We start from the raw sequence: 26,498 nt of genomic DNA on the forward strand, positions 1-26,498 counted from the left end.
ATATAATCATGAAAAAAATATTTTTATTATTAACAGTTTTTGCAATGGTCTTTACATCATGTGACCCATTGGAAGATATGAATGCAATCATTGATGCACAAGAAAATGCTGCAATTGTAGGAGATGCAGATTATACTCTTGTAGATGAGGATTATACTGATAAAGTGGAAGACGGAGGATTAGGTTTTAGTTTCGCTAATTTCAATTCTGAAGATCAAGCAAAAGAAGAATTACCTGCTTTTTTGTCAAGTAAATATCCAGCTTGGGGTAAAGGTTCTACAGTGGGAGTAACTTATAAGTTGTTTAACAAAAAAAATGATGAGAAAAGTTTAATTGTTTACAAAGTAACTTCTGCAGATTATGCAGCAGGAGGTCATTCTTTTGGGAATTTTAGTAGATCATCACATATAACTGATTTCTTAGATTTAAAGTACCCTTCACCAGCAAATAGATTATTGGTTTCTTTAACTTATAAATACTATGACGGAACTGTTTCTACCTTAAATAATGGATTTTTATTTAACAATGGAGCTTGGGAGAAGATAGAAGGTTTTACTAATGACGAGTACAACCAAATGGGTGAAAGTTTCCCAAACTTCACTAATGAAGAAGAAGCATTAACTAAAATTCCATTATTTTTATTAGATAAATATAAGTTTGAAGGAAAAGAAGCTGGTGATATCGAAGGAATTATGTGGAAGCAATATGTAGGTGGTGGTGTAACTGAAAGTTATATTGTTTACTACATCTTTGACGGAGCTAATTGGGAAAAATATGAAAACACAATTAACTTAGTTTTACAATTTGGACATGATGGTAACTCATGGTTACCTGATAATACAATTAAACATTCATTTACTGCTGAAGATTATTCGTCAGTGTACAATGGATTAAAAGATGTAGTTGGTTATGAAGCAGCTGCAGCTAACTTAGATCAGTATGGTAACTTTGGTAGACCAACTAATGAATCTGATTTAAATGCTACCGAGGCTTCAGGAGATTCAAGATGGAACAATCTAATGATGTTTAGAGCATTACCAATTGCTTTAAATAAATTGAACCCTGATGCATTAGATGGTCAGAAATATGTGGTAACTGTTAGTATTTATAACGGATCTGCAGGTTTTGAATCATTTAGCTTAATAAAAGAGAATGGAGAGTGGATTGAAAATAAATAATTTTGAAACTAATCTATAATATTAAAAACCACCTCAAACGAGGTGGTTTTTTTATGCGCAAAAATTAGTACATTTACTGTTATTAAAAACGAACAAATTATGATGAAAACATTGCACTCTTATTGGGCATATATTGTGGTAGCTGTATTAATTTTTACAGTAATAAATGCAATTATCGGTTTAGTACAAAAAAAAGAATTTACCCATAAAGAATTCCGTTTAGGGTTGTTTAGTTTAATAACAACTCATATTCAGTTATTATTAGGTTTTTTGGTGTATTTCATAGGTGGTTTTCAAAAAGGACTGGGAGATATGAAAGATGCTCCAGTAAGACTTTTAGCTTTAGAGCATCCATTAATGATGATCTTAGCGATTGTTTTAATAACCATCGGATGGTCTAAACATAAGAAACAAGTAAAAAGTGAAGCTAAGTTTAAAACCTTTGCAATTTTTTACGGAATCGCATTACTACTAATATTATCAAGAATTCCTTGGAGTAATTGGTTTTAATTATAAAATATAGTCCCGCTCTCGCGGGATTTTTTATTTTTGTTGAGTATTAAATATATAATAATGAAATTCATAAGCTACATAGTATCATCAATATTTGCATTGGTGTTTTTTTTACTACTAATTATCTTTCAACCTTTACAGTGGTTGGGTTTAAAATTGTTTGGTCAAAATGGTCATCAGAAGGTAGTAGATATTATGAATTGGGTACTAATCAAATCACTTTTAATTTTAGGAGTTCGTGTTCAGGTTGAAAACGAACAAGATTTACCAGAAAACACCACTTTAATATTCGTTTCAAATCATCAAAGTACTTTTGATATTCCACCAATTATTTGGCATTTTAGAAAACATTTTCCGAAATTTGTATCTAAAAAGGAACTAGCAAAAGGAATACCAAGTATCTCTTTTAATTTAAGACACGGTGGTGCAGCTTTAATTGATAGAAAAGATGCCAGGCAAGCATTAACTGAATTGGGAAGTTTTTCAAAAAAAATAAATAAAAACAAATGGTCTGCGGTTATTTTTCCGGAAGGAACAAGAAGTAGAACAGGCAAACCAAAGTCATTCTCGGTAAATGGCTTAAAAATGATTACAAAATACAATCCAGAAGCTTATATTGTTCCACTAACCATAAATAATTCATGGAAAGTATTTAAGTATGGTAAATTTCCGTTAGGTTTGGGAAGTCCAATAAAAATTAAGACCCACGCTCCAATAAAGGTAAACAGCTTACCGTTTAATGAATTGGTGACAACAGTAGAAAATACGATTAAAGAATCAATTTTATAATCACTTATAAATTATAAAAATTATGTCAGTACAAAATATCCGAAAGGAAGTAATGAAAACGCTCGAGAAGAATATCGATAGTTTCGTAGAAAAATTTTTAATACCCGCAGAAAAAATTTGGCAACCAACAGATTTTTTACCAAACTCACAAAAGGATACTTTTATTTCTGAGATTGAAGAAATAAGAGAATTATCAAAAGAATTAGATGATGATTTTTGGGTGGTATTGGTAGGAGATACAATTACCGAAGAAGCGCTACCAACTTACGAGTCTTGGTTGCTGGATTTAGACGGAATTACACAGCACCCAGATAATGGTTGGGCAAAATGGATTCGTGCTTGGACGGCGGAAGAAAACCGTCATGGAGATACTTTAAACAAGTATTTATACCTTTCAGGACGTGTAAATATGCGTGAGGTAGAAATTACCACGCAGCATTTAATTACTGATGGTTTTGATATTGGTACCGCAAGTGATCCTTATAAAAACTTTATATACACGAGTTTTCAAGAATTAGCAACCTATGTTTCGCATTTAAACGTAGCTAAAATTGCAAAGAAAAAAGGGCACAAAGCGTTGGCTAAAATGTCTCGAATTATTGCAGGAGACGAAATGCGTCATCATCAGGCATATACACATTTTGTAAAAGAGATTTTTAAGATAGATCCTAGCGAAATGATGTTAGCGTTTCAATACATGATGAAATACAAAATAGTAATGCCTGCAATGCATTTAAGAGAGTCTTTTGGGGCAAAAGGAACTTTGTTTGATGATTTCTCTACAGTAGCGCAAAGAGTTGGTGTATACACAGGTTTTGACTATGTAGATATTCTTAAAAAATTAAATACAACTTGGGAAATAGATAAAATTACGGGTTTAACACCAGAGGCTGAAAAAGCACGTGATTACTTAATGAAATTGCCAGACAGAATGTATCGTATTACAGAACGTATTGTAGTTCCTGATACCAAATTCAGTTTTAAATGGATGATTCCATCTTAGAAAGATAATTAAGAAACGTCATTACGATAAACAGAAGTAATCTTCTATTAATCGCAATGACGTTTTTTTTTACTGAAAAGTAAATTCGTCTTTATCATCTAAAAACCGAAACTTATCGCGAGTTTTGCACTGCGTTTCTTTGTCTAACTCAATAATTAAAGAAATTTCTTTTGCTGTATTTTTAGCTAAACACTTCCCTAACATATCATATGCAGCAGAATCACCGCTGTATTCATAACCGTTAGCATCAGTACCAACTCTATTTACACCAATTGTATAGCTCATGTTTTCTATAGCGCGTGCTTTTAAGAGTGCATTCCAAGCTTCAATTCTTGGTGTAGGCCAATTAGCTACATACAATAGTAAATCATAATTAAGAGTATTTCTAGCCCAAACAGGAAAGCGTAAATCATAACAAATTAACGGACAAATCTCCCACCCTTTATACTGTATTAAAGCAATGTCTTTTCCTGCAGAAAACACCTTGTGTTCTCCCGCCAATGTAAATAAATGTTTCTTGTCGTAAAAATCAATTTTACCAGAAGGATGTACAAAAAGTAATCGATTGTAATAATTGTATTCTTTATAAGTATTTAAACACGGTTCTTTAATAATAATACTTCCAACAATTGCTGCTTGCTTTTTGTTAGCTACATCTTGCATCCAAATAATAGTATCACCAGTCATCGTTTCTGCTAAATGCTGCGCGTTCATAGTAAAACCAGTGGTAAACATTTCGGGCAAAATAATTAAACCGATACCTAAAGGAAGTTTGTTTATTTTTTCTTTAAAATAATTTCTGTTTTCAGTCGGATTTTCCCAAATTAAATCAGCCTGAATAAGTGCAGTTTTAAGTTTGTTTGTTGCATTCATTAGTAAAGAAATGAAGTTATTAATCTTCTCAAAAATAAGATAAATATTGTACTTTGGGTTGATTAAAAATCCGCTATGAATTCTTTTATTTCAGAAACTTTAGATACTATTTTACAAACCACCAAATCGTTTGAAAATGTAGTATTTGTCTTACCATCACAAAGAGCAGGAGTGTTTGTAAAGCAAACATTTAAAAATAAAATTTTGGCAGGTTTTTTACCTCAGATTTTAAATATTGGCGATTTTGTTGAAGAAATTTCTGAAATTAACAAAGCAGATTCAGTACAACTGCTATTTCATTTTTATACAATTTATAAAGATATTGAAGAAAATCCAGATACGTTTGATGTTTTCTCTACATGGGCCTTTACTGTTTTACAAGATTTTAACGAAATAGACCAACATCTAATAAAACCAAAGGATATTTTTGTGTATTTACGAGATATTCACCGTTTGCAAAAATGGTCTGTAAAAGGGGAGTTTAAGGAAACGGAACTAATGAAAGATCATTTCTCTTTTATGGAGAAATTAGAAGAGTTTTATGCTGTTTTTTATCAATTTTTGATTTCAAATAAAATAGGATATCAAGGGGTTTTATACCGTGAAGCAACTAAGAATGTTGAAAAATTTATCAGTAAAAATCAACATAAAAAATATTTTTTCATCGGATTTAATGCTTTAAATACAGCGGAAGAATTTTTATTTCAAGAGTTTTTATCAGCAGGAAATAGTGAGGTTTATTGGGATATTGATAAAACTTTTTATGAAGGGAATCATCAAGCAGGTAGTTTTCTTAGAAAATATAAAAAACAATGGAAATACTACGAAAAGAATTCGATTGAAACAATAAAAGATTATTTTTCAGAACCTAAAAACATTCAGGTAATAGGAGCTTCAAAAAATATCACGCAAATAAAACATGCGGGAGAAATTTTATCAAAATTACCAAATCATAATAATACAGCCTTGGTATTGGCCGATGAAACATTGTTGCCAATAACCTTAAATTCATTACCTAAAAGCGTAGAAGCAATAAACATTACCATGGGATATCCATTAAAAGATATTCCTACAACGAGTTTAATTTTTGCTGTTTTTCAGTTGTTTAACAATCAAGAAAAACTGCAAAAACAAAAAGATAAACAGTTTTATCATAAAGATGTTGTTCGGTTTGTAAAAGATGCATCAATCTATAAGTTATTACAAATTGATGCTGAAACAAATGTTGCAGATATTATTTCGGCAACGATTGTTAAAGAGAATACTACTTTTATCAATCAAACAAAAATCGCTGAGTTTCTTGCTCCTTTAGACCAGGGAATTAAAGAAGTTGTTTGTTTGATTTTTAATCCGTTTTCTACAATAGCAGAATTTTTATCAAGAATACTAAAGTTAATTAATGTTTTAAAAGACAAAGCCAACGATTTAGAAAAGGAATATTTATTCCGTTTTTACACGGCATTTACACAATTACAAAACTTACATATTGAGTTTAATTATGTGCAAAATTTAAAAACATTACATCAGTTTTTTAGGCAATTAATACAGTCAGAAAGTTTGTCTTTTCAAGGAGAACCGTTGCAAGGATTACAGTTAATGGGTGTTTTAGAAACACGAATGTTAGATTTTGAAAACGTAATTATCACATCTGTAAATGAAGGTGTTTTACCGGCTAGTAGCCAGCAAAACACCTTTATTCCGTTTGATGTTAAAATTGAGTTTGGTTTGCCTACATATAAAGAAAAAGATGCCCTTTTTTCATATCATTTTTTTAGATTATTACAAAGAGCTAAAAATATTTTTATTTTATATAATACAGAGCATGACGTTTTTGGAAGCGGAGAAAAAAGTCGTTTTGTTACGCAGTTAGAAATGATGCGAGATGATATTACTGAAAAAGTAATTAGCCCGAAAGTAGTAACATCATCAGCTAAATTAAAAGAAATTCAGAAAGACGAAAAGGTTTTAGAACGATTAAAAGAACTCGCTAAAAAAGGAATTTCACCATCAGCATTAACCAATTACTTATACAATCCGATTGCTTTTTACAAACAGAAAATTTTAAAAATTAATGAGTTCGAAAATGTAGAAGAAACCGTTGCCGCAAATACTATGGGAACTGTGGTTCACGATACTTTAGAGGCGTTATATAAACCTTTTATAGGTAAGTTTTTATCTGTTGATGATATTATTGATATGCAACAGAAAACAAAAGAACTGGTTACTTTTTATTTCTCAGAACATTTTAAAAACGGAGACATTGCTACGGGGAAAAATAGGCTAGTTTTTGAAGTTGCTAATCGATTTGTAGAAAATTTTTTAGCAAATGAAAAACAGTTGTTAAAAGATGAAAATAATCAATTAAAAATAATTGGAACAGAACAAAATTTAGCCGCTGAAATTACAGTTGAAGGTATCGATTTTCCGATAAAAATTCACGGACAAGTTGATAGAATTGATGAGCTAAATGGTGTTGTAAGAATTATAGATTATAAAACCGGAATGGTAGATGCAAATAAACTAAAAGTGGTAGATTTTGAAAATATTAGAGATTTAAAACACCATAAAGCAATTCAGGTTATGCTGTACGCTTTTTTGTATACTCAAAACAATAAATTTGATTTCTCTAATAATTTGGAAGCAGGTATCATTTCGTTTAAAAATTTAAAAAGCGGGTTCTTAAAAATGAATTTTTCATCTAATTATCGTACTCCAGATAATGAAGTGACAGAAGAAAAACTGAATGATTTTATGGATGAAATAAAAGTGTTTTTAAAAGAACTGTACAATCCTGAAATTGATTTTATTGAACCAGCAGATTTACCTTATTAAAAAGTATATTATCGGTTTTTGATTTGTTAACCTGAACTTGTTTCAGGTTCTCATAATAATTAGCAGAATTTCTATTAGCAGAGGCTCAGAAAGAATACAGGCTAAAGTTTAAGGGTGTGCATTTACCCAAACTTCACCGTCTTCAAAATGTTCTTTTTTCCAGATAGGAACAGTTTCCTTTAAAGTATCAATTGCAAATTGGCAAGCATCAAAAGCCGCTTTTCTGTGGGGAGAAGAAACTGTAATAATTACAGGAACATCTTTTATTTGCAGTAAACCTTCAGCATGATGAATCGCTATTTTTTTTATAGGGAATTTCTCTAAAGCCAATTCAGCAATTTTTTGCATTTCTTTAATGGCCATTGGTTTGTAAGTAGAAAAATCTAATTGAGTAACACTTTTATTTTGAGTAGCATCTCTTACAGTGCCAACAAAAACGGAAATTCCGCCACAAGAAGGATCAACTACAAAGTCATAGCATTCCTGTAAGTTTAGCTTTTCTGAAGTTACTTTTATCGAAGTTGTTTTCATGTTAAATAATAAACTTTAACAAAGATATAAGTTTGAAAATGCAAATAGTGTAAACGAATCAGATTTAAATATTTATTTTTGTAAGTAACATAGAAAAAGACATCTTTTAACAAAACATATGAAAACAATCAACGATTTTAATTTTGATAATAAAAAAGCATTAATCCGTGTAGATTTTAATGTGCCTTTAAATGATAAATTTGAGGTTACAGATGCTACCAGGATTCAGGCAGCAAAGTCAACAATAATAAAAGTATTAGAAGATGGCGGTAGTTGTGTGTTAATGTCGCATTTAGGTCGTCCGAAAGGAAAAGAAGATCAATTTTCATTGCGTCATATTATAGCTAAAGTAACAGAAGTTATAGGAGTTCAGGTTAAGTTTGTTGAAGATTGTATTGGTGATAAAGTTACCGAAGCGATTGCAAATTTAAAAAGCGGAGAGATTTTATTATTAGAGAACTTACGTTTTTATCCAGAAGAAAAAGCAGGAGACGTTTCTTTTGCAAAACAATTATCAGAATTTGGTGATATATATGTAAATGATGCATTTGGAACTGCACACAGAGCGCACGCTTCTACAGCGGTTATTGCACAATTTTTTGCTGAAAATAAATGTTTCGGAAATTTATTGGCAACCGAAATTGAAAGTATCAATAAGGTGTTAAATGATTCTGAAAAACCAGTAACCGCAATTTTAGGAGGTGCAAAAGTATCGTCTAAAATCGGAGTGATAGAAAATATTATTGAAAAAGTAGATCATATTATTGTTGGTGGAGGAATGACCTTTACTTTTATTAAAGCTTTAGGCGGAACGATAGGTAATTCATTAGTAGAAGATGATAAATTAGAGTTGGCACTGTCAATTTTAAAATTAGCAAAAGAGCAAAATACAGAAATACATTTACCTGTAGATGCAGTTATTTCAGATGCTTTTTCAAACGATGCAAACACGCAAATAGTTGATACAACTAAAATTCCTGATGGATGGATGGGGCTTGATTGCGGACCAAAAACATCAGAGAAATTTGCAGCAGTAATAGCAAAATCTAAAACTATTTTATGGAACGGACCCTTAGGAGTTTTTGAATTAGAAAAATTCTCAACCGGTACTATCGAATTAGGAAATGCTATTGCAAAAGCAACTGAAAGCGGAGCATTTTCTTTAGTCGGAGGAGGAGATTCTGTAGCAGCAGTAAAGCAATTTGGTTTTGGTGAAAAAGTAAGTTATGTTTCTACAGGTGGTGGAGCAATGTTAGAAATGTTAGAAGGAAAAACATTACCAGGTATCGAAGCTGTTTTGAAATAAATTGTTATTTCGAAGACAATCGAGAAATAGTTGTTAATTAAATTTATAAAATGAAATACACAAAACTACCAAATACAGATATAAAAGTTTCTAAAATTTGTTTAGGAACCATGACTTGGGGAAATCAGAATACTGAAGTGGATGGACATGAACAAATGGATTATGCTTTAGAGCAAGGCGTAAATTTTTGGGATACAGCCGAGTTGTATTCAGTTCCTGCAACGCCAGAAACTTACGGAGCAACAGAAGAAATAATTGGTTCTTGGTTTAAAAAAACTGGAAATCGAGATAAAGTAGTATTGGCAAGTAAAATTGCTGGTGGTGGCGATTATACAAAACACATTCGTAAGGGTGGCTTTACAAAACAAAATATTATTGACGCGGTTGAAGGTAGTTTAAAACGCTTACAAACCGATTATATCGATTTATATCAGTTTCATTGGCCTTCTCGTGGTGTAAATTGTTTTGGTGTTCGTGATTATCCTTACAAAACAGCAACTAAAGAAGCAGAAAATCATTTAGAGATTTTAGAAACGATGAATGATTTAGTAAAACAAGGAAAGGTAAAACACATAGGTTTATCAAACGAAACGCCTTGGGGAACGATGAAGTATTTGCAAACTGCTGAACAGCATAATTTGCCAAGAATGAGTACGATTCAAAACTCATATTCATTAATCCATAGAGGCTATGAGGTAGGAATGAGCGAAGTTTCTATGAGAGAAAATATTGGTTTGTTGGCATATTCGCCTTTAGCACAAGGTGTATTATCAGGTAAATATTTAGATGGAAATACACCAGAAGGAGCAAGAGGAACATTGTTTCCAAGGTTTATAGCTCGTTATATGAGTGAGACTTCTTTAAAAGCTGTTAGAGAATATTTAAAAATAGCAGAGAAGCATGGCTTATCATTGGCCGAGTTATCATTGGCATACATAAATCAGTTGCCATTTGTAACTAGTAATATTATTGGAGCTACAAAAATGAGTCAGTTAAAAGAAAATATCAACTCTATTAATATTGATTTGTCAGAAGAAATTTTAGCAGAAATAGAAGCGGTTCATAATTTAATTCCGAATCCTGCACCATAAATTTAACAGTGTAGTGTATCAAAATAAAAAAAAATCCGAAGTACTATTTACTTCGGATTTTTTTGTGCTAATTATCTGTGAAAACTACTCAACTATTTTAAGTGCGGTAGCTTTAAATCTATCATTTTCTAATTTACCAGTTATTGCTACTTTTCTAACAACATTACAAAAACCAATTTTCTTGTCGTGCGCATCACCGAAATCATCAATATGAGCGCCATCAACAAAATAGGCTTTATCATCAATTTTAATGGCTAAATCACATCCGTTTTGACTTTCTAAGCCAAATTTACATTGACCACAAGAAGCATAGGCTATAAACGTTTTTTCTTTTGGTTGTGAGCAAGCTATTATTCCGAATAAAAATATAAAAAGTAAATTTTTCATCTGATTTTTTAAATTTTGAGATTAGTATCCTATTTTTTTACGAACTCTTTGTAAAACATCCGTAGCAACCGTACTCGCTTTTTCGGCTCCAACTGCAAGTGCTTCGTCAATTTCAGTACGATTCTCCATATAATGATTGTACTTTGTACGAATATGAGCAAACTTGTCGATTATTAGCTCGTATAAAGCTTGTTTAGCATGACCGTAACCATAATTTCCGCCTTCGTAATTTGCACGCATTTCAGTAATCTGAATATCCGAAGCTAATAATTTATAAAGCGCAAAAACATTATCGGTATCTGGGTTTTTAGGATCTTCTAGCGCTTTGCTATCCGTTTGAATCCCCATGATTTGCTTGCGTAATTTTTTGTCAGGCAAGAAAATATTAATAAAATTGTTTCTAGACTTACTCATTTTTTCACCATCAGTTCCAGGAACTAATTTTGTGTTTTCGCTAATCTTAGCTTGTGGTAAAATTAACGTTTCTCCTACCACATTATTTAATCTACTTGCTACATCACGAGCCATTTCTAGGTGTTGTAATTGGTCTTTACCAACCGGAACAATTTCGGCGTCGTATAATAAAATATCGGCAGCCATTAACATTGGGTAGCTAAATAATCCGCTATTAACATCTGCTAAACGGTCGGCTTTGTCTTTAAATCCGTGTGCTAAGGTTAAACGTTGGTACGGAAAATAACAGCTTAAATACCATGATAATTCCGCCACTTGAGGAATATCGCTTTGGCGATAAAAAACAGTTTTGTTAATGTCAATTCCACATGCAAGCCAAGTAGCAGCAACGCTGTAGGTGTTTTCTCTTAATTCGTTACCATCTTTAATTTGTGTTAAAGAATGCATATCTGCAATAAAGATAAAAGCTTCATTTTTAGAGTCATTTGCCATTTCAATGGCAGGTAAAATAGCTCCTAATAAATTACCTAAATGTGGAGTTCCTGTACTTTGTACTCCTGTTAAAATTCTTGACATATGTCTGTTTTGAAAAAATTATATAAGCAACGCCTACGACTACTTTAGTATAGCAAAAATAAGCTTAAAATTGTTCAAACAAAAGAAATTACTACATTCGCATATATGAAATATATACTTTTTCCTTTTCGATTAATTTGGCGAATTTGGTTTTACCTGTTAATAATAGTATCGGTAATTGCAATGTCTCCTTTTATATTGGTATTGTTATCTGATGAAAAATATTACGATACTTTTTGGAAACTGATGAGAGGATGGTCGTTTTTTTTAATTTACGGAATGGGTTTTAGATTGAAAATTGAAAGAGAAGAAGAGCTTGATTGTAAAAAAAGTTATGTATTTATTGCGAATCACGCTTCTTTATTAGATCCATGGATTATGATAGCATCTAGTAAAAATCCGATTTTATTTGTAGGGAAAAAGGAGTTAGTAAAATTACCACTGTTTGGGTTTTTCTATAAAAAAGCGGTTGTTATGGTTGATAGAAAAGATCCTAAAAGTAGAAAAAAAGTATACGCTCGTATAAAAAAACGACTAGAAGAAGGATTAAGTATTGCAATATTTCCTGAAGGATTAGTACCAACAGAAAATGTAGTTTTAGCGCCTTTTAATAACGGCGCTTTTAGTTTAGCAATACAATATCAAATGCCAATTGTACCACAATTATATTTTGATGCAAAACGCTATTTTTCTTGGGATTTCTTTAAAGGACGTCCAGGCACGTTTAGAGTAAAACAATTAAGATTTATAGAGACAGAAGGCTTGACAATAGAAAATAAAGATACTTTAAAACAACAATCTTTTGATTTATTATATAATGAATTAGTTAATGATAAGTTGTATATGAAAGACACAAACCGACCAAACAATGAGCGAGAATTTAAATCACCGTTATAGTAATACTGAAGAAAAGCTAAATGTGTTAACACATGGTTTTGGGCTATTACTAGCTATTATAGTTTTACCTTTTTTAGTTTTAAAATCATTAGAGTATCAAGGGTTTTGGCAAACAATTAGTTTTGTCATTTACGCATTAAGTTTAATCATCTTATATGCTGCATCTACTTTTTACCACGCAGCCAAAAGTCCTAAACTTCGTAGAAAACTTAATATTTTTGATCATGCTGCTATTTATGTTTTAATAGCAGGAAGTTACACGCCCTTTTGTTTAGTAGTTTTACCAGGACAAACAGGTTGGTATATGTTTATTTTTGTTTGGCTGTTTGCACTAACTGGTGTTATATTAAAGTTATTTTTTACCGGTAGGTTTGATAAATTATCAACGGCTTTGTATTTAATAATGGGATGGCAAGTTGTTTTTTTAATAAAACCTTTAATGAATAATTTGTCGTACGACGGATTATTTTATTTAATAGCTGGCGGTGTTTTTTACACAATTGGCGCAATCTTATATTCAATTAAAAAAGTGCCATACAATCACGCTATTTTTCACGTTTTTGTACTTTTAGGAAGCTTTAGTCATTTTTGGGCAATCTATAAATACATATAGTTTTTACCATTTAGAAAACGGAAGTTTACTTAAGTTTGAATTGTAATATTTAACGGTTCCGGTTACTTCTTTGCCTAACCAATTTGGCTTAGAAAATTGTTCGTTTTCATTTTCTAATTCAATTTCGGCAACAACCAAGCCTTTGTTTTCACCTAAAAAATCATCAACCTCATAAATATGGTTGTTTTCCTTTACTAAATAACGGTGTTTTTCAATAATTCCTTCCTCGCATAAATTAAATAAATCTTGAGCTTCCTTTAAATCTATTTCTTTTTCCCATTCAAATCTGGTAGTTCCGCTTTTGTTAGAAGCACCTTTAATGGTTAAAAAACCGGCATCATCTTTTATGCGAACTCTTACTACACGCTCTTTTTTAGAGCTTAAGAAGCCTTGTTTTATGTAACTTTTTTTATAAGCTACTTGTTTGTATTGATCAGAAATTACCAAGAATTTTCGTTCTATTTCAAAAGTCATAAGAAGTTAAATCAAATTTGTACGAATGTATCATTTTTGTTGTTATTATTAAATATCTTTGATGCTATTAATTATAAAAAACTTTAATTTAATGGCGTTAATTACAACAAAAGCAATTGTTATTAGTGCTATTAAGTACAGCGATACAAGTTTAATTGTTAAGTGTTTTACGTTAGAAGATGGTATTCGATCTTACATGATAAGAGGTGTATTAAAATCGAGAAAAGGAAAATTGAAAAAAGCCTATTTTCAGCCATTAACGCAATTAATAATTGAAGCAAATCACAATAATAAAAACTCCTTAAATTCTATAAGAGAAGCCCAGGTTATTCAGCCTTATGAGAGTATTTATACTTCAGTAATAAAGCAATCGATTGTGTTGTTTTTATCAGAAATACTTTCGAATATTATTAAAGAGGAAGAAAAAAATGAAGTGCTATATGAGTTTATCGAAACAAGCCTAATTTGGCTAGATACTCATGACGCGATTGCTAATTTTCATTTGCTCTTTTTGTTGAATTTATCTCGATTTTTAGGGTTTTACCCAGACGTTTCAGAACCCAATAAAATGACTTTTAATTTACTAGACGGAAGATTTACTGATGCATCCTACGAAAAATTAGTGATAAAAGGCAACGAATTAATTCTTTTTAAAAAGCTATTGGGCATAAATTTTGATAGGATAAATACAATTTCGTACAATAAATACGAAAGGCAAATAATTCTCAGAATTATAGTTCGATATTTTGAATTACATTTGGAGGGTTTTAAGGAGCCAAGATCATTAAATATTTTAGAAACCGTGTTTAGTTAACAGATGAAGCAAGCTATTACCCTATTTTTTTTACTGACAATTACCACTATTTTTTCGCAAAACCTTACCATAATTGATGCCGAAACTGGCAAAAAAATTGATGAGGTTGCTGTTTTTAATAAAAATAAAACAATATCTGCAATTAGTAACATTAACGGAGTTGTAGATGTTGCGAAGTTTAAAAATAATGAAATTCTTGTTTTTTCACACGTATCGTACGCAAAATTTCAAGAGAAAAAATCGGTTTTAAAACAAAATAAGTACCAAGTTTTCTTATCAAAACAATCAGAGCAATTAGATGAAATAGTTGTATCTGTATTTAAGAATAAAGAAAAAGCGAATCGTATTGCAGAGCAAATAGCAGTTGTTTCTTTAAAAGATATTCAAAAAGTATCTCCACAAACATCAGCAGATTTATTAGCTACAATTCCCGGAATTAAAGTTCAGAAATCACAATTTGGTGGTGGAAGTCCTGTTTTAAGAGGGATGGAAAGTAACCGTGTTTTATTGGTTGTTGATGGTGTTAGAATGAACAATGCAATTTATAGAAAAGGGCATTTACAAAGTTCAATAACTGTAAACCCTACTTTATTAGATAGAACAGAAGTTATTTTCGGGCCTTCATCTGTTATTTATGGTTCTGATGCGCTTGGAGGTGTAATTCATTATTATACAAAAACGCCAAAATTATCTGAAGAAAATCAAATTAAAGGAAGTAGTTTTTTACGTTACAGTTCGGTAAATAATGAAGTTACCAATTCGGTATCGGCAGAATTACAATTTAAAAAATGGGCATCGCTTACGAGCATAACACATAGTAATTTTGGTGATTTAAAAATGGGTAAAAATCGTTCTCATGGTTTTGATGATTGGGGAAAAACGTTTTTTTATTCTGATAATTTAAATGGGAATTATGCAGAGAATCCAATAGCAAACGAAGATGTGAATTTACAGAAAAATACAGGTTTTAGTCAAACTGATTTTTTACAGAAATTTTTTATCCCCTTATCAAAAAAGACCGATTTAAAGGTAAATATTCAATATTCTACATCATCAGATGTGCCAAGGTTTGATAAATTAAGTGAGCTTAAAGGTAGTGGTGATTTAAAGTTTGCAGAATGGCAATATGGTCCGCAAAACAGGTTATTAGTTTCATCTCAATTAGAAATCAATCCGAATAAAAAATGGTTAGATAAAGGTACGATTACGGCTGCTTATCAGAATATTGAAGAAAGTCGTATTCAAAGAAAATTCGAAAGTTTAGAAAGATCTTACAGAGAAGAAAATGTAAATGTTTTTAGTATAAATGGAGATTTTACAGTTCCGTTAGCAGAAAATCGTGATTTAGGTTATGGTTTTGAGGCAGCTTACAACGATGTTAAATCTAATTCTTACGGTAAAACATTAAGAATAAATAATAATGAAATTATTGGTTTTGATGCAGATTTTGCAGTGCAATCTCGATATCCTGATGGCGGAAGTAGTTATTTTAGTTCTGCAATGTATTTAGATTATCGCCAAGATATTACGCCAAAATCAATCTTAAATACAGGTATTCGATTAACAAATACATTACTAGATGCAAAATGGATTGATGAAACATTTATACAGCTACCAAGTAATGATATTAGTTTAAACAATACAGCACTTACGGCTACTATTGGTTATGTGTTTAAACCAGTTAAAACATTGCAGTTGAACGCAGTATTGTCATCAGGTTTTAGATCGCCAAATATTGATGATGTAGGTAAAGTAAGAGAAAAAAACGGAGATGTAACTGTGCCAAATATCACTTTAAAACCGGAACATGCTTACAATGCCGAAGTTGGATTTCAGAAGTATTTTAATAACCGAAAATTTAGAATCGGTGCCAATGTGTATTATACGTTGTTAAACAATTATATTTATCGTGAAAACTTTCAGTTAAACGGAAGTAGTACTGTTTCTTACGATGGTGAAGAGGGTAATATTGTAGCAAATGTAAATAAAGGTACTGCTTATATTACAGGAGCAACGGTGAGTTACCAAGGGAAAATATTTAATAATTGGAGTACTTCAGGGTTTTTAACCTATACAAAAGGTAAAGCGTATGACACGAATTTACCAATGTCTTCAATTCCGCCATTATTTGGTCGTTTTGAATTAAATTACGCTAATAATAAGTTTGAAGGAGGCGCTAATTTTGTTTTTAACGCAAAAAAAGACATCGCTGATTATAATTTAGACGAAGGAATAGATAATCATCAAGAAACACCAATTGTTAACTCGGCTGCTACTCAAGATATTAATAAATATTACGGTACACCAAGTTGGATGACCGTTGGCTTATTTGCCAAGTACACAGTAAATAATAATATAACAATACAAACACAGCTTACTAATTTATTAGATGCCCATTACAAAGAGTTTGCAAGTGGTGTTTCTGCACCAGGGCGCAATGTTTCAGTATCGCTACTAACCAATTTTTAAAATATACAAATGATAAATCTATTTAAGATTGTAAGTTTATTAGAAGGAATTTCTTATTTATTATTAATGTTTTTAGGCATGCCTTATAAGTATTTAGAGGCTTTAGGAAACGATCCTTATTTTGTAAAACTTTTTGGAATGCCGCATGGTATTCTATTTGTTGCCTATATAATCATAGCAATTATGCTAAAATTCGAATTGAACTGGAACGGTAAAACATTCGGAATTGTTTGCTTATTGTCTATTTTACCTTTCGGAACTTTCTTTGTAGGGAAGTATTTAAAACAATAATGTCATTACGAGGAGGCACGACGAAGTAATCTCTTTGTTTAGAACTACCATTTTACAGATTACTTCATTCTTCGCAATGACGTAAAAAATTTACACCTATCGTTACGAGTAAGAAGGACGAAGTAATCTCTTTAGCCACCACTTACTGGAGGAATAATAGCAATTACATCATTTTCATTAATAATTGTTTCGTCTGATGCATAACTTTCGTTGATGGCAACTGCATAAGCACTCGTGTTTTTTAATTTCGGATGTTGTTTTACAAGGAATTCTTTAAAAGAAGTAACATTGCAATTAACAGGAAGTACAACTTCTATAGAAGTACTTCCTATTAAATCTGTTGCAATACCAAAAAGTAATACAGTTATTTTCACACGAGTATTTTTTGATGAATCCCTTAATATGGTTTTGATAAAGTAAAATTACAATTTAATTCCGAATAGCACTCTGTTTTCATTCTTTCCGTTAAAGTTAGAGCGGGCAAAATCTACACGTAAAAAACGCCATTTTCCAATACCAACATTATCTAACCCAACTGAAAATTCAGAATAAGGGTTGTTGCCTGCTGTAAACAATCCTTTAGCACTGGTTACCAAGTGGAAATTTAATTTATTTAATAACGGAACTTTACTAAGCAAAGCACCTTTAAAATTATATTCCCCATGCAACTCACCATATTTATCATTTGTGCTTAGCTGATAGTAAGGTAACATGTAAAAGTTGTTTAAATAATTGTCGTTAGGTGCAATTAACAATCGGTTTCCGTTAAAATGAGCATAGTCTATAAACTGAATATCTTTTTTCTCTAAAAAGACTCCTCCTTTGGCCTTGTACTTAAATTGCCCCCAATTGCCTAAAGATATATTTTGAGTTATTTGTGAGTAAACTACATCAGAATTCCATTCTGCATTATCAGCGCCAAATTTTTTATTATAACCGATAAATAAAGAAGGGTATTTATTACTACTCACATTGTATTTTCCATCAGGATAAGACACGTATTTTTGACCAAAATTAATAGTAGTTCCTAAAGCAAACGACCATATTTTATTAGGTGTAAAAGACGTGTTAAAATTAGCGGGTTCTTGCGGATTATTTGACGTATAATCAACATCGCTTTTAGGAAACATTACATAATCTGTGGTGTTAAATAATGGTTTTCTATCTGCGTATTCTAAAGAAGAAGACATACTAACACCATTAATTACTTCTCTTGAAAAAGATACTTTAGCAAATGATTTCTCGTATATTTTTAAATAATTTCTTTCAAATAAAACAGAACTAATGGTATTCCATAATTTTGAAATAGGTTGTTTTGCATTAAATTGAGCGGTTGTAACACCTCCTGAAAGTGTTAAAATTGGTTTGGTTGTATTATTCCATTTGTAAGAAAAATAACCGGTAGGTCTTAGTTTTTTATCTGAAAGCCCATAATTTAATTTACCACCAATATTAAACCTTTCTCCTTTTTCATTTATCGATTTATAATAATTTAATCCAACTGAAGAGTTCCAACCTTGTACGGTATTAAAGTTTAAGTCGAAAATAGGAGATGAAAAACCTAAACCCCATTTATTATAAGTGTCGTTATAAGAATAGCCGGTTATAACATCTAAAAGGTTAAACTTATTTTGTTTGGTATCTATAGAATCTAAATATTTTTTAGACTTTCGTATGGTTTTAATACTGTCTTTTAATTTGTAATCAGAAACTTCTTCAGTAGTTAAAGCAACAGGGCGAATTTTGGCCCAATATAAACTGTCTTTTTTAGTTGCATTTTCAGCAAAAGATAAAATTTCGTTCCCAAATGATTTATTGTTGTAGTTAGGTGTAAAATTATAGTTTGAATAAGCTGCCGAAAAACGACCATTAAAATTAAAGCCAAACATACCTGCTTTAAAATCGATTGTTTGCGTAACCGGTACCCAAGCATTGTTTTTAAGAGAGTAATTATAGTTTTGTTTAATCTTTAAAGAATCTATCATTGGCATGCTTATTTGCGCACCTGTAGTCACAACATCGGTACCGTAAATAGCCCAATCATCTTCTACAATATAAATGAAACCACTAAAAACACGATCGTTTTTTCTTTTTGGAAGTAATTTTATTTTACTAATTAATTTATTGTTTTTATCATAAAGCGTTCCTACTAATTTATAGTTGTAATAGCCAAAAGCACCGTTAGAAATGGGTGAAATCATTTCTGCGTCTGCTAATTTAAAAGAGTTTTCATAAAAATTAAAATTTACTTCTTTAGCTTGGTTAAAGCTAATTCCGTTATCGCTACCCGAAACTTTTGAGGCAACTATACGCTCTTTAAAATTAGCAGGTTTTTTTTGAAAAGAAATTTTAGAAATTGTTTCAGATAGATATACGATTCCACTTCTTGTAGAGTCTAATCCGCCACCCATATCGCCAATTTCTTGCCCTAAAAACTTTTTTGGTAAATCTTTTACTTTAAATAATCCGCGAGAGTAAAAGTCGGCTTTATATTCAGAAAACTTATCGGTGTTTTTATTTTTATTAGCAATTACATTTCTAATAATTTTATCAGCAGGATTTTCATTCGAAGAAATTAAAATTTCATCTAAGGCAACTTCTTCTTCAGAAAGAATAACGTTTAAAACTAAAGGAAAAGAAGAAATAGTAATTTTTTTCTTCACTGTTTTGTATCCTAAGATTTGATAAATGAAAGTGTGCTCTCCTTTTTTTGTTATGGCTAATTCATAATCTCCATTATCGTTTGTGGTAGTTCCTGTAATAGAGTTTTCTAAATATACGCTAACAAAAGATAAAGGCTTGTTGTTTGTATCTGTTACATTTCCTTTGATTTGAGCAAAAGAAATAGCAGTAAGGAATAAAAGAAATAGTGTGTAGTTTTTTTTCATAGTTGGTTTTGTTGAAATAAAAAACAAACATAGCCGAAGTAATTTTTCGGCTATGTTTAAAAGCTGTTAAATAATTTACAATGAAATCTTAAATATAAGACTTGTAAATTTACAAAAAGGTTGCCTGAGAATTAATTCCCCTCTTTTTTCTTCTTTTTTCCAAATAAACCTCCTAAAACATCTTTTACCTTCTTTTTGGTATCGCTTGTTTTAGTTGAATCTTTCTTTTTATCACCTAATAAATTACCAAGTGTGTTTTTTATTAGTTTGTCTTTTTGTTGTTCAATTAATTTTTGACTCAACTTTGTAACAGAAGAAGATAAATCTGTTTTTACTGACGGGTTAGACATGTTACCGGTAATATTTGCGGTAATTGGTACGGTAATATTCTGATCTTTTTCACTTAATTTAGATAATAATCCTTCTACTTTACTACCTAAGTACTTAGCAGGTACATCTAAAGTTAAATCATAATTCATGTTTTGATCGAAACTATGACTACCACCAATGTTAATACCGATGTCTTTGTATTTTAATTTAAATGGTTTTACTGATACTTTACCGTTATCGAAAGATAAGTTTGCTTTTATATCAGATAAATCTAATTTGTCTAAATCAATAAACGATAGTTTTTCGCTTAATAAGCTTAAAGCTTTGGTCTTTTTAGGGTTTATTTTTGTGGTTAATAATTCCGCTAATGCTTTACCAGTTAAAGAGGTTAAATTAGGTGTAAAATCGTTGTTTAAATTACCAGATAAATTAATGTCAGAATTTAATTTACCGCTCATTGCAGCAGCAATCGGGCTGATTGATTTAAGTAAATCTAAGCCGTTAAAAGATTCTGAAATATCAAACGATTTTATGCCTAAATCCATATTAAAAGAAGGCGTTTTTTGTTGTGTATTTACTTCACCGTTTAAAGCAATAGTACCTTTAAATATGTTAACATTTACATTTTGTAAAGTCGCTTTTTCGTCCTTTATCAATAATGTGCCTTTTACGTTTTTTAAAGCTAAATTATCGTAATAAACAGTTTTTGCATCCGCTATAATTTTACAATCTAAAAAAGCAGGGATTTTTAAAGATTCTGTAGGTTTTTCTGTTTTATTCGTGTCTTTTTTATCTGTAGTAGTCGTTTCTTGCATGAAATCACTCATGTATAAAGAATTCGATTTTACATTAAAAGTTCCTTGTAGTTTTTTATCAGAAAGTAAAAAACCTAATAAATTTTTAATTTCTCCTGTAGCATTTAAATCACTTTTACCTGTTTTAGCATCAAACTCGTTTAAGGTAATGGTTGTTGGTTTGAAATTTATTTTGGCGTTTTTTATATTAAGCGGACTAGCAATATCATCCGAAGAAAAAATAAAATTACTTATTGTTATTTCACCGTTGTTTTTAATACGATTTAAGTTGCTGTTTTTAATTGCTTTTAAATCAAATTCAGTAGTTAAGTTGGCTTTTAAAATACCACTTAATTCACTTTTTAAATCAACGGGATAGGCTTTGTTTATGTTGGCTAAATTTAAGGTTCCTTTTAATTTAGCGTTTATAGTTGGGTTGTTAACAATATTAGCAACACTTCCGCTACCTGAAAAAGTATCTTCATCTATTTTAAAAGATAAGCCGTTAATAACTACAAAAGTTTTATCAAGGTAACCTGTAGTGTTTTTTAATTGTGCATCGATATTAATGTTACGAACACTTTTTGGTAAATCAGGATATTTAAAAGAAGCGTTTTTAGATTTTAAGTTAATGTCTAACAACGGAATTGTATTGTTAGTAACTAAACCTTTAAGGGTTCCTGAAAGACTAAAGTCACCAGTTGTTTGTACGTTTTCAATACTTTTGGTATAAGCTTCAGGTATTAAGCCTAAAAAGTTTTTAAAGTCTGATGACGGAGTTTTAAAGCTAATATCAACATCTTGGTTGTTTTCGTTTATTTGAACATACCCATTAAAAATTAAAGGTAAATTATTAAGTTTTGCTTCGTTTTTTAGAAACGAAAACTTCATGTTTACTAAATCCATTCCTAAGACAGCATCTAATTCTATCTTTTGATTTTTTAAGTACGAAGTGCTATCCATTTCGAAAGAAACTAATGTAGTTGTTTTGGTATTTAATTCAGAATTAGTTTGAGAGAAATCTCCGCTACCGCTATGATTAAAATCAGATAAAGTAAGATTTATTTTACTTTTTTTATCAATATATTTTATTATAGCGTTATTAATTTCATAAGAATTTATAGAAAGGCCAAAATTAGATACCGGCACATTTGTACTATCAATTTTTACATCAGACGGTTTTGTGATGTCGTAATTGGCAATACCAATTTCGTTTACTAAAACATTTACTTTAGAATCTTTAATAGAAAAAGATTGGATGTTTAATTGTTCTGAAGTGTTTTTAAGTAATTCAGTAAGTCTTAATTCTAAATTAATTTCTTTAGAAAATAACAAGGTGTCGCCTTTAAAAGGTTTGCCATTAATAATAGAAACATTAGAAAGTTGCAAAGAAGCGTTTGGGAAATCTCTTAATAAACTAAGATTAGCGTCTGTAAAATCTAACTGAGCGGTAATATTATTGTTTACAGTTTTCTTTACGAGATTAATAATTTTACCTTGAAATAAAAACGGAGCTAAAATTAGTAAAGCAAATAATGTTAATATTATGGTTAGGAGTATTTTATATGTTTTTTTCATGAAGTAAAGAGGTTTTGTGTTTAAGTGTAATAAAACACAAAGTTCATGAATTATCTATTAAATAAAGTGAAATAAAACATAAAATAAGCTTCGTAGTAATTATTAGGTTTAATAGTGATGGTTTGTCATTAAAAATATAAAGTTATTTACTTTTGTGATTGTAAATAACTTTATATAAAATGTTTAAACAAAATCACCAAAGAAAAACCAGTTCAGCCCTTTTTTAATTTTATTTCTTTCTTTAACTTCTGTATGGTTTTTAGCAGTCTTTAAAGATTCTTCTTTAAATAAATCAAGCACAAATTCATCGTAGCTTTTACCAATTTCTTCTTTTAAAAATCCCTCAAAATATAATTCACTAACATTATCACCTTTTAGTTTTTCAATATCTAAAAGTGTTTTGTATAAAGGTTCAATTTTGTCAACAACACTTTTAGGTATGGCCTTTCTTCTACCTGTATAACCTGTAATTTCGCCTATTTCATTTTTATCAATCGTAAAATCGGTAATAACCCAATAATATTTACCTGTTTTGGTTAAATTTTTTATAATTGCATGGTAATTTTTGCCTTTTTTCAAAGCATTCCATAAAGCTTTAAAAGCTACCTTAGGCATGTCGGGATGTCTAATAATATTATGTGGTTCACCCATTAACTCAGTTGCATCGTATTCGCAAGCGTCAGTAAAGGCTTTGTTTGCGTAAAGTATTGTTCCGTTGATATCTGTTTTACTAACGATTACTTGGGTTTTATCCCATTTTATTTCTTCATTGATTGGTTTAATTGGGGGCGTTCTCATAGTTTCTTGTAAAATTAAAATTTTTGCAAATTTATAAATAGAAGTATCTGTAAAACATGACTAAAATCATCTTTTAGGTTTTTAACTAAATAACAAAAACGTATATTTGTGAGTTCAAACAAATAAAACTAATCTATGAGTGATTCTAGAAAAAGGCGCGAAGCTTTGTTGTACCATGCAAAGCCAAAACCAGGAAAAATAGCAGTTGTACCAACTAAAAAATATGCTACACAACACGATTTGTCGTTGGCATACTCTCCTGGAGTTGCAGAACCTTGTTTAGAAATTGCGAAAGACAAAAACAATGTTTATAAATACACCGCTAAAGGTAATTTAGTGGCTGTTATTACAAACGGAACCGCTGTTTTAGGATTAGGAGACATAGGTCCTGAAGCATCAAAACCAGTAATGGAAGGGAAAGGTTTGTTATTTAAAATCTTTGCTGATATTGATGTTTTTGATATAGAAGTAGATGCTACAGATGTAGATAAATTTGTTGAAACTGTAAAAGCAATTGCTCCAACTTTTGGAGGGATAAATTTAGAAGACATAAAAGCTCCGGAAGCTTTTGAGATAGAAAGAAGATTAAAAGAGGAATTAGATATTCCTGTAATGCACGACGATCAGCACGGAACAGCCATTATTTCGGCAGCAGCCTTAAAAAATGCTATAGAGATTATTGATAAAAAAATATCAGATATTAAGATTGTGGTAAACGGAGCTGGGGCAGCAGCAATTTCTTGTACACGATTGTATTTAAAATTAGGTGCAAAGAGAGAGAATGTAGTGATGTGCGATAGTAAAGGTGTTATTAGAAAAGATAGGGGTAATTTAACGTCACAAAAAGCAGAGTTTGCAACTGATAAAGACATCAATACTTTAGAAGAAGCAATGCATAATGCAGATGTTTTTATAGGTTTATCAAAAGGAAATGTAGTTACACCAGAGATGTTATTAGCGATGGCTAAAGATCCTATTGTCTTTGCAATGGCAAATCCAGATCCTGAAATAGAATACCAGTTGGCTGTAGATACTCGTGATGATATTATCATGGCTACAGGAAGATCAGACCATCCTAACCAAGTAAATAATGTACTTGGATTTCCATTTATTTTTAGAGGAGCTTTAGATGTTAGGGCAACAAAAATTAATGAAGAGATGAAGATGGCCGCAGTACATGCTTTAGCAGATTTAGCTAAGAAGTCTGTTCCAGAACAGGTAAATATAGTATACGACGAAGTAAGTCTTTCATTCGGAAAAGAATACATTATACCTAAGCCTTTTGATCCTAGATTAATATATGAAATTCCACCAGCGATTGCAAAAGCAGCAATGGAATCGGGAGTAGCACAAGAACCAATTACAGATTGGGATGCATACCGTGAAGAATTAATGGATAGATCTGGTACAGGAAGTAAAGAAATTAGATTACTACATAACAGAGCAAAAAAGGCGCCTAAACGAGTAGTTTTTGCAGAAGCAGATCATTTAGATGTGTTAAAAGCAGCACAACGTGTTTATGACGAGAAAATAGCTACACCTATTTTATTAGGAAGAAAAGATATTATTCTAGAATTAAAAGAAGAATTGGGATTCGACGCAGATGTTGTTATTATTGATCCTAAAACGGATGAAGAAACAACTAGAAGAAATAGGTATGCAGAAACTTTCTGGAAAACAAGACAGCGTAAAGGTATTTCTTTTTTAGAGGCTCAAAAGTGGATGCGAGAGCGTAATTATTTTGCAGCAATGATGGTGAATACTGGTGAAGCAGATGCCTTAATTACGGGTTACTCAAGGTCATATCCATCGGTTGTAAAACCAATGTTAGAGTTAATAGAAAAAGAAAAAGGTGTTACTAGAGTGGCAGCAACAAATATGATGTTGACAAAGCAAGGGCCAATGTTTTTAGCTGATACAACGATTAATATTAATCCAACAGCTAAAGAATTAGCAAAAATTAGTCAACTAACATCAGGTTTAGCAAAAATGTTTGGAATGAAGCCACATATTGCTATGCTAGGTTTTTCTAATTTTGGATCATCAAAAGCAGAAAGTTCAATAAAAATAAGAGAAGCAGTATCGTACATACATCGTTACCATCCGAATGTAATTGTTGATGGTGAATTACAAGCAGATTTCGCTTTAAATCCTGAGTTGTTAGCAAAAGAATTCCCTTTTTCTAAATTAAATGGTAAACGAGCAAATATTTTAATATTCCCGAATTTAGAATCGGCAAACATAACGTACAAATTAATGAAACAGCTTGATGGAGTTGAATCTATCGGGCCTATTTTATTAGGAATGAGTAAGCCAGTTCATATTTTACAATTGGGGGCAAGTGTAGATGAGATGGTAAACATGGCAGCGGTAGCAGTTGTAGACGCTCAGAACAAAGAATTAAAAAATAAAAGCTAATACTTTTAAAACTAAATAATTTGTCTACTTTAGACAAATTGAAATTCAACTGAATGATCACACAAATTAAGGGGAAACTTGTGGAGAAAAACCCTACGTATGCAGTAATAGACTGTAATGGAGTAGGCTACTTATTACATATTTCTTTAAATACTTATTCGTCGTTACCAGATGATGAAAATGTGTTATTATATACACATTTATCTATACGTGAAGACGCACATACGTTGTATGGGTTTTTTAATAAAGTTGAAAGAGAAATTTTTAGATTACTTACATCTGTTTCAGGTGTAGGACCAAGTATTGCAAGAACAATGTTATCGTCAATGACATCCGAAGAAATACAACAAGCTATTGCTTCAGAAAATGTAAAAACAATACAGTCTGTTAAAGGTATTGGGGTAAAAACAGCGCAGAGAGTTATTGTAGATCTGAAAGATAAGATTCTGAAAATATTTGATCTAGATGAAGTTTCAATCGCTCAAAACAATACAAGCAAGGAAGAAGCGTTATCTGCACTAGAGGTTCTTGGTTTCGCAAGAAAGCAAGCAGATAAAGTTATAGGAAATATATTAAAAGAAACACCTGATGCTAGTGTTGAAGCATTGATAAAACAGGCGTTAAAAAATTTATAAAACAGG

23 protein-coding genes are annotated in these 26,498 nt (G+C 30.9%); 14 read left to right on the plus strand and 9 right to left on the minus strand.

Going from position 1 to position 26,498, the window contains the following annotated elements; translation table 11 throughout:
• The first annotated feature begins 8 nt into the window (after positions 1–8).
• From AC28QF_RS03020 to AC28QF_RS03035, 4 genes are all read left to right on the plus strand, one after another.
• Positions 9–1,178: a nuclear transport factor 2 family protein gene (locus AC28QF_RS03020; protein ID WP_488200837.1), complete on the plus strand. Its 1,170-nt coding sequence runs from the start codon at positions 9–11 to the stop codon at positions 1,176–1,178.
• A gap of 102 nt (positions 1,179–1,280) precedes the next feature.
• A complete protein-coding gene (locus tag AC28QF_RS03025) occupies positions 1,281–1,688 on the plus strand; it encodes a hypothetical protein (protein ID WP_488200912.1) in 408 nt (135 codons plus the stop codon).
• Between the two features lie 63 nt (positions 1,689–1,751).
• A complete protein-coding gene (locus AC28QF_RS03030; protein WP_488200836.1) occupies positions 1,752–2,480 on the plus strand; it encodes a lysophospholipid acyltransferase family protein in 729 nt (242 codons plus the stop codon).
• Positions 2,481–2,502: 22 nt separating this feature from the next.
• Positions 2,503–3,483 carry an acyl-ACP desaturase gene (locus AC28QF_RS03035; RefSeq protein WP_488200835.1) on the plus strand — a complete coding sequence of 327 codons (981 nt, stop codon included), beginning with the start codon at positions 2,503–2,505 and terminating at the stop codon, positions 3,481–3,483.
• Between the two features lie 69 nt (positions 3,484–3,552).
• On the opposite strand, the gene AC28QF_RS03040 is transcribed toward AC28QF_RS03035, so the two are convergent.
• Positions 3,553–4,356: an amidohydrolase gene (locus AC28QF_RS03040; protein WP_488200834.1), complete on the minus strand. Its 804-nt coding sequence runs from the start codon at positions 4,354–4,356 to the stop codon at positions 3,553–3,555.
• Positions 4,357–4,431: 75 nt separating this feature from the next.
• Here AC28QF_RS03040 and AC28QF_RS03045 point away from each other — a divergent pair, with 75 nt between their 5' ends.
• Positions 4,432–7,188 (plus strand): PD-(D/E)XK nuclease family protein, encoded by a 2,757-nt coding sequence (locus AC28QF_RS03045; RefSeq protein WP_488200833.1) that lies wholly within the window; start codon positions 4,432–4,434, stop codon positions 7,186–7,188.
• Positions 7,189–7,296: 108 nt separating this feature from the next.
• Here the strand turns inward: AC28QF_RS03045 and AC28QF_RS03050 are convergent, their stop codons facing one another.
• Positions 7,297–7,719 carry a molybdenum cofactor biosynthesis protein MoaE gene (locus AC28QF_RS03050; RefSeq protein WP_488200832.1) on the minus strand — a complete coding sequence of 141 codons (423 nt, stop codon included), beginning with the start codon at positions 7,717–7,719 and terminating at the stop codon, positions 7,297–7,299.
• 118 nt (positions 7,720–7,837) lie between these two features.
• Here AC28QF_RS03050 and AC28QF_RS03055 point away from each other — a divergent pair, with 118 nt between their 5' ends.
• Both AC28QF_RS03055 and AC28QF_RS03060 read left to right on the plus strand, forming a co-directional pair.
• Positions 7,838–9,025, plus strand: coding sequence for a phosphoglycerate kinase (locus AC28QF_RS03055; RefSeq protein WP_488200831.1), 1,188 nt, complete (start codon positions 7,838–7,840; stop codon positions 9,023–9,025).
• Between the two features lie 50 nt (positions 9,026–9,075).
• A complete protein-coding gene (locus AC28QF_RS03060) occupies positions 9,076–10,116 on the plus strand; it encodes an NADP(H)-dependent aldo-keto reductase (RefSeq protein WP_488200830.1) in 1,041 nt (346 codons plus the stop codon).
• A gap of 84 nt (positions 10,117–10,200) precedes the next feature.
• Here the strand turns inward: AC28QF_RS03060 and AC28QF_RS03065 are convergent, their stop codons facing one another.
• Entirely contained in the window at positions 10,201–10,503 is a 303-nt protein-coding gene (locus tag AC28QF_RS03065) for a DUF6370 family protein (RefSeq protein ID WP_488200829.1), read from the minus strand.
• Between the two features lie 21 nt (positions 10,504–10,524).
• On the minus strand, positions 10,525–11,493 hold the full coding sequence (trpS, locus tag AC28QF_RS03070) for a tryptophan--tRNA ligase (RefSeq protein ID WP_488200828.1): 969 nt from the start codon (positions 11,491–11,493) through the stop codon (positions 10,525–10,527).
• A 105-nt stretch (positions 11,494–11,598) separates the two neighbouring features.
• Between trpS and AC28QF_RS03075 the strand changes: the two genes are divergently transcribed.
• Complete coding sequence (locus AC28QF_RS03075) at positions 11,599–12,390, plus strand: lysophospholipid acyltransferase family protein (protein WP_488200827.1); 792 nt, start codon at positions 11,599–11,601, stop codon at positions 12,388–12,390.
• Positions 12,362–13,003, plus strand: coding sequence for a PAQR family membrane homeostasis protein TrhA (gene trhA / locus AC28QF_RS03080; RefSeq protein WP_488200826.1), 642 nt, complete (start codon positions 12,362–12,364; stop codon positions 13,001–13,003). Before AC28QF_RS03075 ends, trhA begins: the two co-directional genes overlap by 29 nt.
• A gap of 3 nt (positions 13,004–13,006) precedes the next feature.
• On the opposite strand, the gene AC28QF_RS03085 is transcribed toward trhA, so the two are convergent.
• Positions 13,007–13,477, minus strand: a complete 471-nt coding sequence (locus tag AC28QF_RS03085; protein ID WP_488200825.1) for a CYTH domain-containing protein — start codon at positions 13,475–13,477, stop codon at positions 13,007–13,009.
• A gap of 91 nt (positions 13,478–13,568) precedes the next feature.
• On the opposite strand from AC28QF_RS03085, the gene recO reads away from it, so the two are divergent.
• Genes recO through AC28QF_RS03100 form a run of 3 tightly spaced genes read left to right on the plus strand, consistent with a single transcriptional unit; the run spans position 13,569 to position 17,051 of the window.
• A complete protein-coding gene (recO, locus tag AC28QF_RS03090) occupies positions 13,569–14,291 on the plus strand; it encodes a DNA repair protein RecO (RefSeq protein WP_488200824.1) in 723 nt (240 codons plus the stop codon).
• A gap of 3 nt (positions 14,292–14,294) precedes the next feature.
• Positions 14,295–16,760: a TonB-dependent receptor gene (locus tag AC28QF_RS03095; protein ID WP_488200823.1), complete on the plus strand. Its 2,466-nt coding sequence runs from the start codon at positions 14,295–14,297 to the stop codon at positions 16,758–16,760.
• Between the two features lie 9 nt (positions 16,761–16,769).
• On the plus strand, positions 16,770–17,051 hold the full coding sequence (locus AC28QF_RS03100) for a DUF3817 domain-containing protein (RefSeq protein ID WP_488200822.1): 282 nt from the start codon (positions 16,770–16,772) through the stop codon (positions 17,049–17,051).
• A 131-nt stretch (positions 17,052–17,182) separates the two neighbouring features.
• Here AC28QF_RS03100 and AC28QF_RS03105 read toward each other — a convergent pair whose 3' ends face one another.
• The 4 genes from AC28QF_RS03105 to AC28QF_RS03120 all read right to left on the minus strand — a co-directional run bounded on the left by AC28QF_RS03105 (position 17,183) and on the right by AC28QF_RS03120 (position 23,439).
• On the minus strand, positions 17,183–17,425 hold the full coding sequence (locus AC28QF_RS03105; RefSeq protein WP_488200821.1) for a MoaD/ThiS family protein: 243 nt from the start codon (positions 17,423–17,425) through the stop codon (positions 17,183–17,185).
• A gap of 48 nt (positions 17,426–17,473) precedes the next feature.
• Positions 17,474–19,939 carry a DUF5686 and carboxypeptidase regulatory-like domain-containing protein gene (locus tag AC28QF_RS03110; protein ID WP_488200820.1) on the minus strand — a complete coding sequence of 822 codons (2,466 nt, stop codon included), beginning with the start codon at positions 19,937–19,939 and terminating at the stop codon, positions 17,474–17,476.
• Between the two features lie 131 nt (positions 19,940–20,070).
• Positions 20,071–22,641: an AsmA family protein gene (locus tag AC28QF_RS03115; RefSeq protein WP_488200819.1), complete on the minus strand. Its 2,571-nt coding sequence runs from the start codon at positions 22,639–22,641 to the stop codon at positions 20,071–20,073.
• 183 nt (positions 22,642–22,824) lie between these two features.
• Positions 22,825–23,439, minus strand: coding sequence for a PAS domain-containing protein (locus AC28QF_RS03120; protein WP_488200818.1), 615 nt, complete (start codon positions 23,437–23,439; stop codon positions 22,825–22,827).
• A gap of 135 nt (positions 23,440–23,574) precedes the next feature.
• Here AC28QF_RS03120 and AC28QF_RS03125 point away from each other — a divergent pair, with 135 nt between their 5' ends.
• Entirely contained in the window at positions 23,575–25,857 is a 2,283-nt protein-coding gene (locus tag AC28QF_RS03125; RefSeq protein ID WP_488200817.1) for an NADP-dependent malic enzyme, read from the plus strand.
• Positions 25,858–25,910: 53 nt separating this feature from the next.
• Positions 25,911–26,492 carry a Holliday junction branch migration protein RuvA gene (ruvA, locus tag AC28QF_RS03130; protein ID WP_488200816.1) on the plus strand — a complete coding sequence of 194 codons (582 nt, stop codon included), beginning with the start codon at positions 25,911–25,913 and terminating at the stop codon, positions 26,490–26,492.
• Positions 26,493–26,498 lie beyond the last annotated feature (6 nt).

The sequence above is a fragment of the Tenacibaculum sp. M1.3A genome, assembly GCF_057732375.1.

Coding starts and splice junctions, on each gene's coding strand:
- AC28QF_RS03095 (WP_488200823.1), top strand. CDS start 14,295: ATGAAGCAAGCTATTACCCTATTTTTTTTACTGACAATTACCACTATT.
- AC28QF_RS03110 (WP_488200820.1), bottom strand. CDS start 19,939: ATGAAAAAAAACTACACACTATTTCTTTTATTCCTTACTGCTATTTCT.
- AC28QF_RS03065 (WP_488200829.1), bottom strand. CDS start 10,503: ATGAAAAATTTACTTTTTATATTTTTATTCGGAATAATAGCTTGCTCA.
- AC28QF_RS03060 (WP_488200830.1), top strand. CDS start 9,076: ATGAAATACACAAAACTACCAAATACAGATATAAAAGTTTCTAAAATT.
- AC28QF_RS03025 (WP_488200912.1), top strand. CDS start 1,281: ATGAAAACATTGCACTCTTATTGGGCATATATTGTGGTAGCTGTATTA.
- AC28QF_RS03035 (WP_488200835.1), top strand. CDS start 2,503: ATGTCAGTACAAAATATCCGAAAGGAAGTAATGAAAACGCTCGAGAAG.
- AC28QF_RS03100 (WP_488200822.1), top strand. CDS start 16,770: ATGATAAATCTATTTAAGATTGTAAGTTTATTAGAAGGAATTTCTTAT.
- trhA (WP_488200826.1), top strand. CDS start 12,362: ATGAGCGAGAATTTAAATCACCGTTATAGTAATACTGAAGAAAAGCTA.
- trpS (WP_488200828.1), bottom strand. CDS start 11,493: ATGTCAAGAATTTTAACAGGAGTACAAAGTACAGGAACTCCACATTTA.
- ruvA (WP_488200816.1), top strand. CDS start 25,911: ATGATCACACAAATTAAGGGGAAACTTGTGGAGAAAAACCCTACGTAT.
- AC28QF_RS03050 (WP_488200832.1), bottom strand. CDS start 7,719: ATGAAAACAACTTCGATAAAAGTAACTTCAGAAAAGCTAAACTTACAG.
- AC28QF_RS03030 (WP_488200836.1), top strand. CDS start 1,752: ATGAAATTCATAAGCTACATAGTATCATCAATATTTGCATTGGTGTTT.
- AC28QF_RS03055 (WP_488200831.1), top strand. CDS start 7,838: ATGAAAACAATCAACGATTTTAATTTTGATAATAAAAAAGCATTAATC.
- recO (WP_488200824.1), top strand. CDS start 13,569: ATGGCGTTAATTACAACAAAAGCAATTGTTATTAGTGCTATTAAGTAC.
- AC28QF_RS03125 (WP_488200817.1), top strand. CDS start 23,575: ATGAGTGATTCTAGAAAAAGGCGCGAAGCTTTGTTGTACCATGCAAAG.
- AC28QF_RS03040 (WP_488200834.1), bottom strand. CDS start 4,356: ATGAATGCAACAAACAAACTTAAAACTGCACTTATTCAGGCTGATTTA.
- AC28QF_RS03085 (WP_488200825.1), bottom strand. CDS start 13,477: ATGACTTTTGAAATAGAACGAAAATTCTTGGTAATTTCTGATCAATAC.
- AC28QF_RS03020 (WP_488200837.1), top strand. CDS start 9: ATGAAAAAAATATTTTTATTATTAACAGTTTTTGCAATGGTCTTTACA.
- AC28QF_RS03120 (WP_488200818.1), bottom strand. CDS start 23,439: ATGAGAACGCCCCCAATTAAACCAATCAATGAAGAAATAAAATGGGAT.
- AC28QF_RS03075 (WP_488200827.1), top strand. CDS start 11,599: ATGAAATATATACTTTTTCCTTTTCGATTAATTTGGCGAATTTGGTTT.
- AC28QF_RS03115 (WP_488200819.1), bottom strand. CDS start 22,641: ATGAAAAAAACATATAAAATACTCCTAACCATAATATTAACATTATTT.
- AC28QF_RS03045 (WP_488200833.1), top strand. CDS start 4,432: ATGAATTCTTTTATTTCAGAAACTTTAGATACTATTTTACAAACCACC.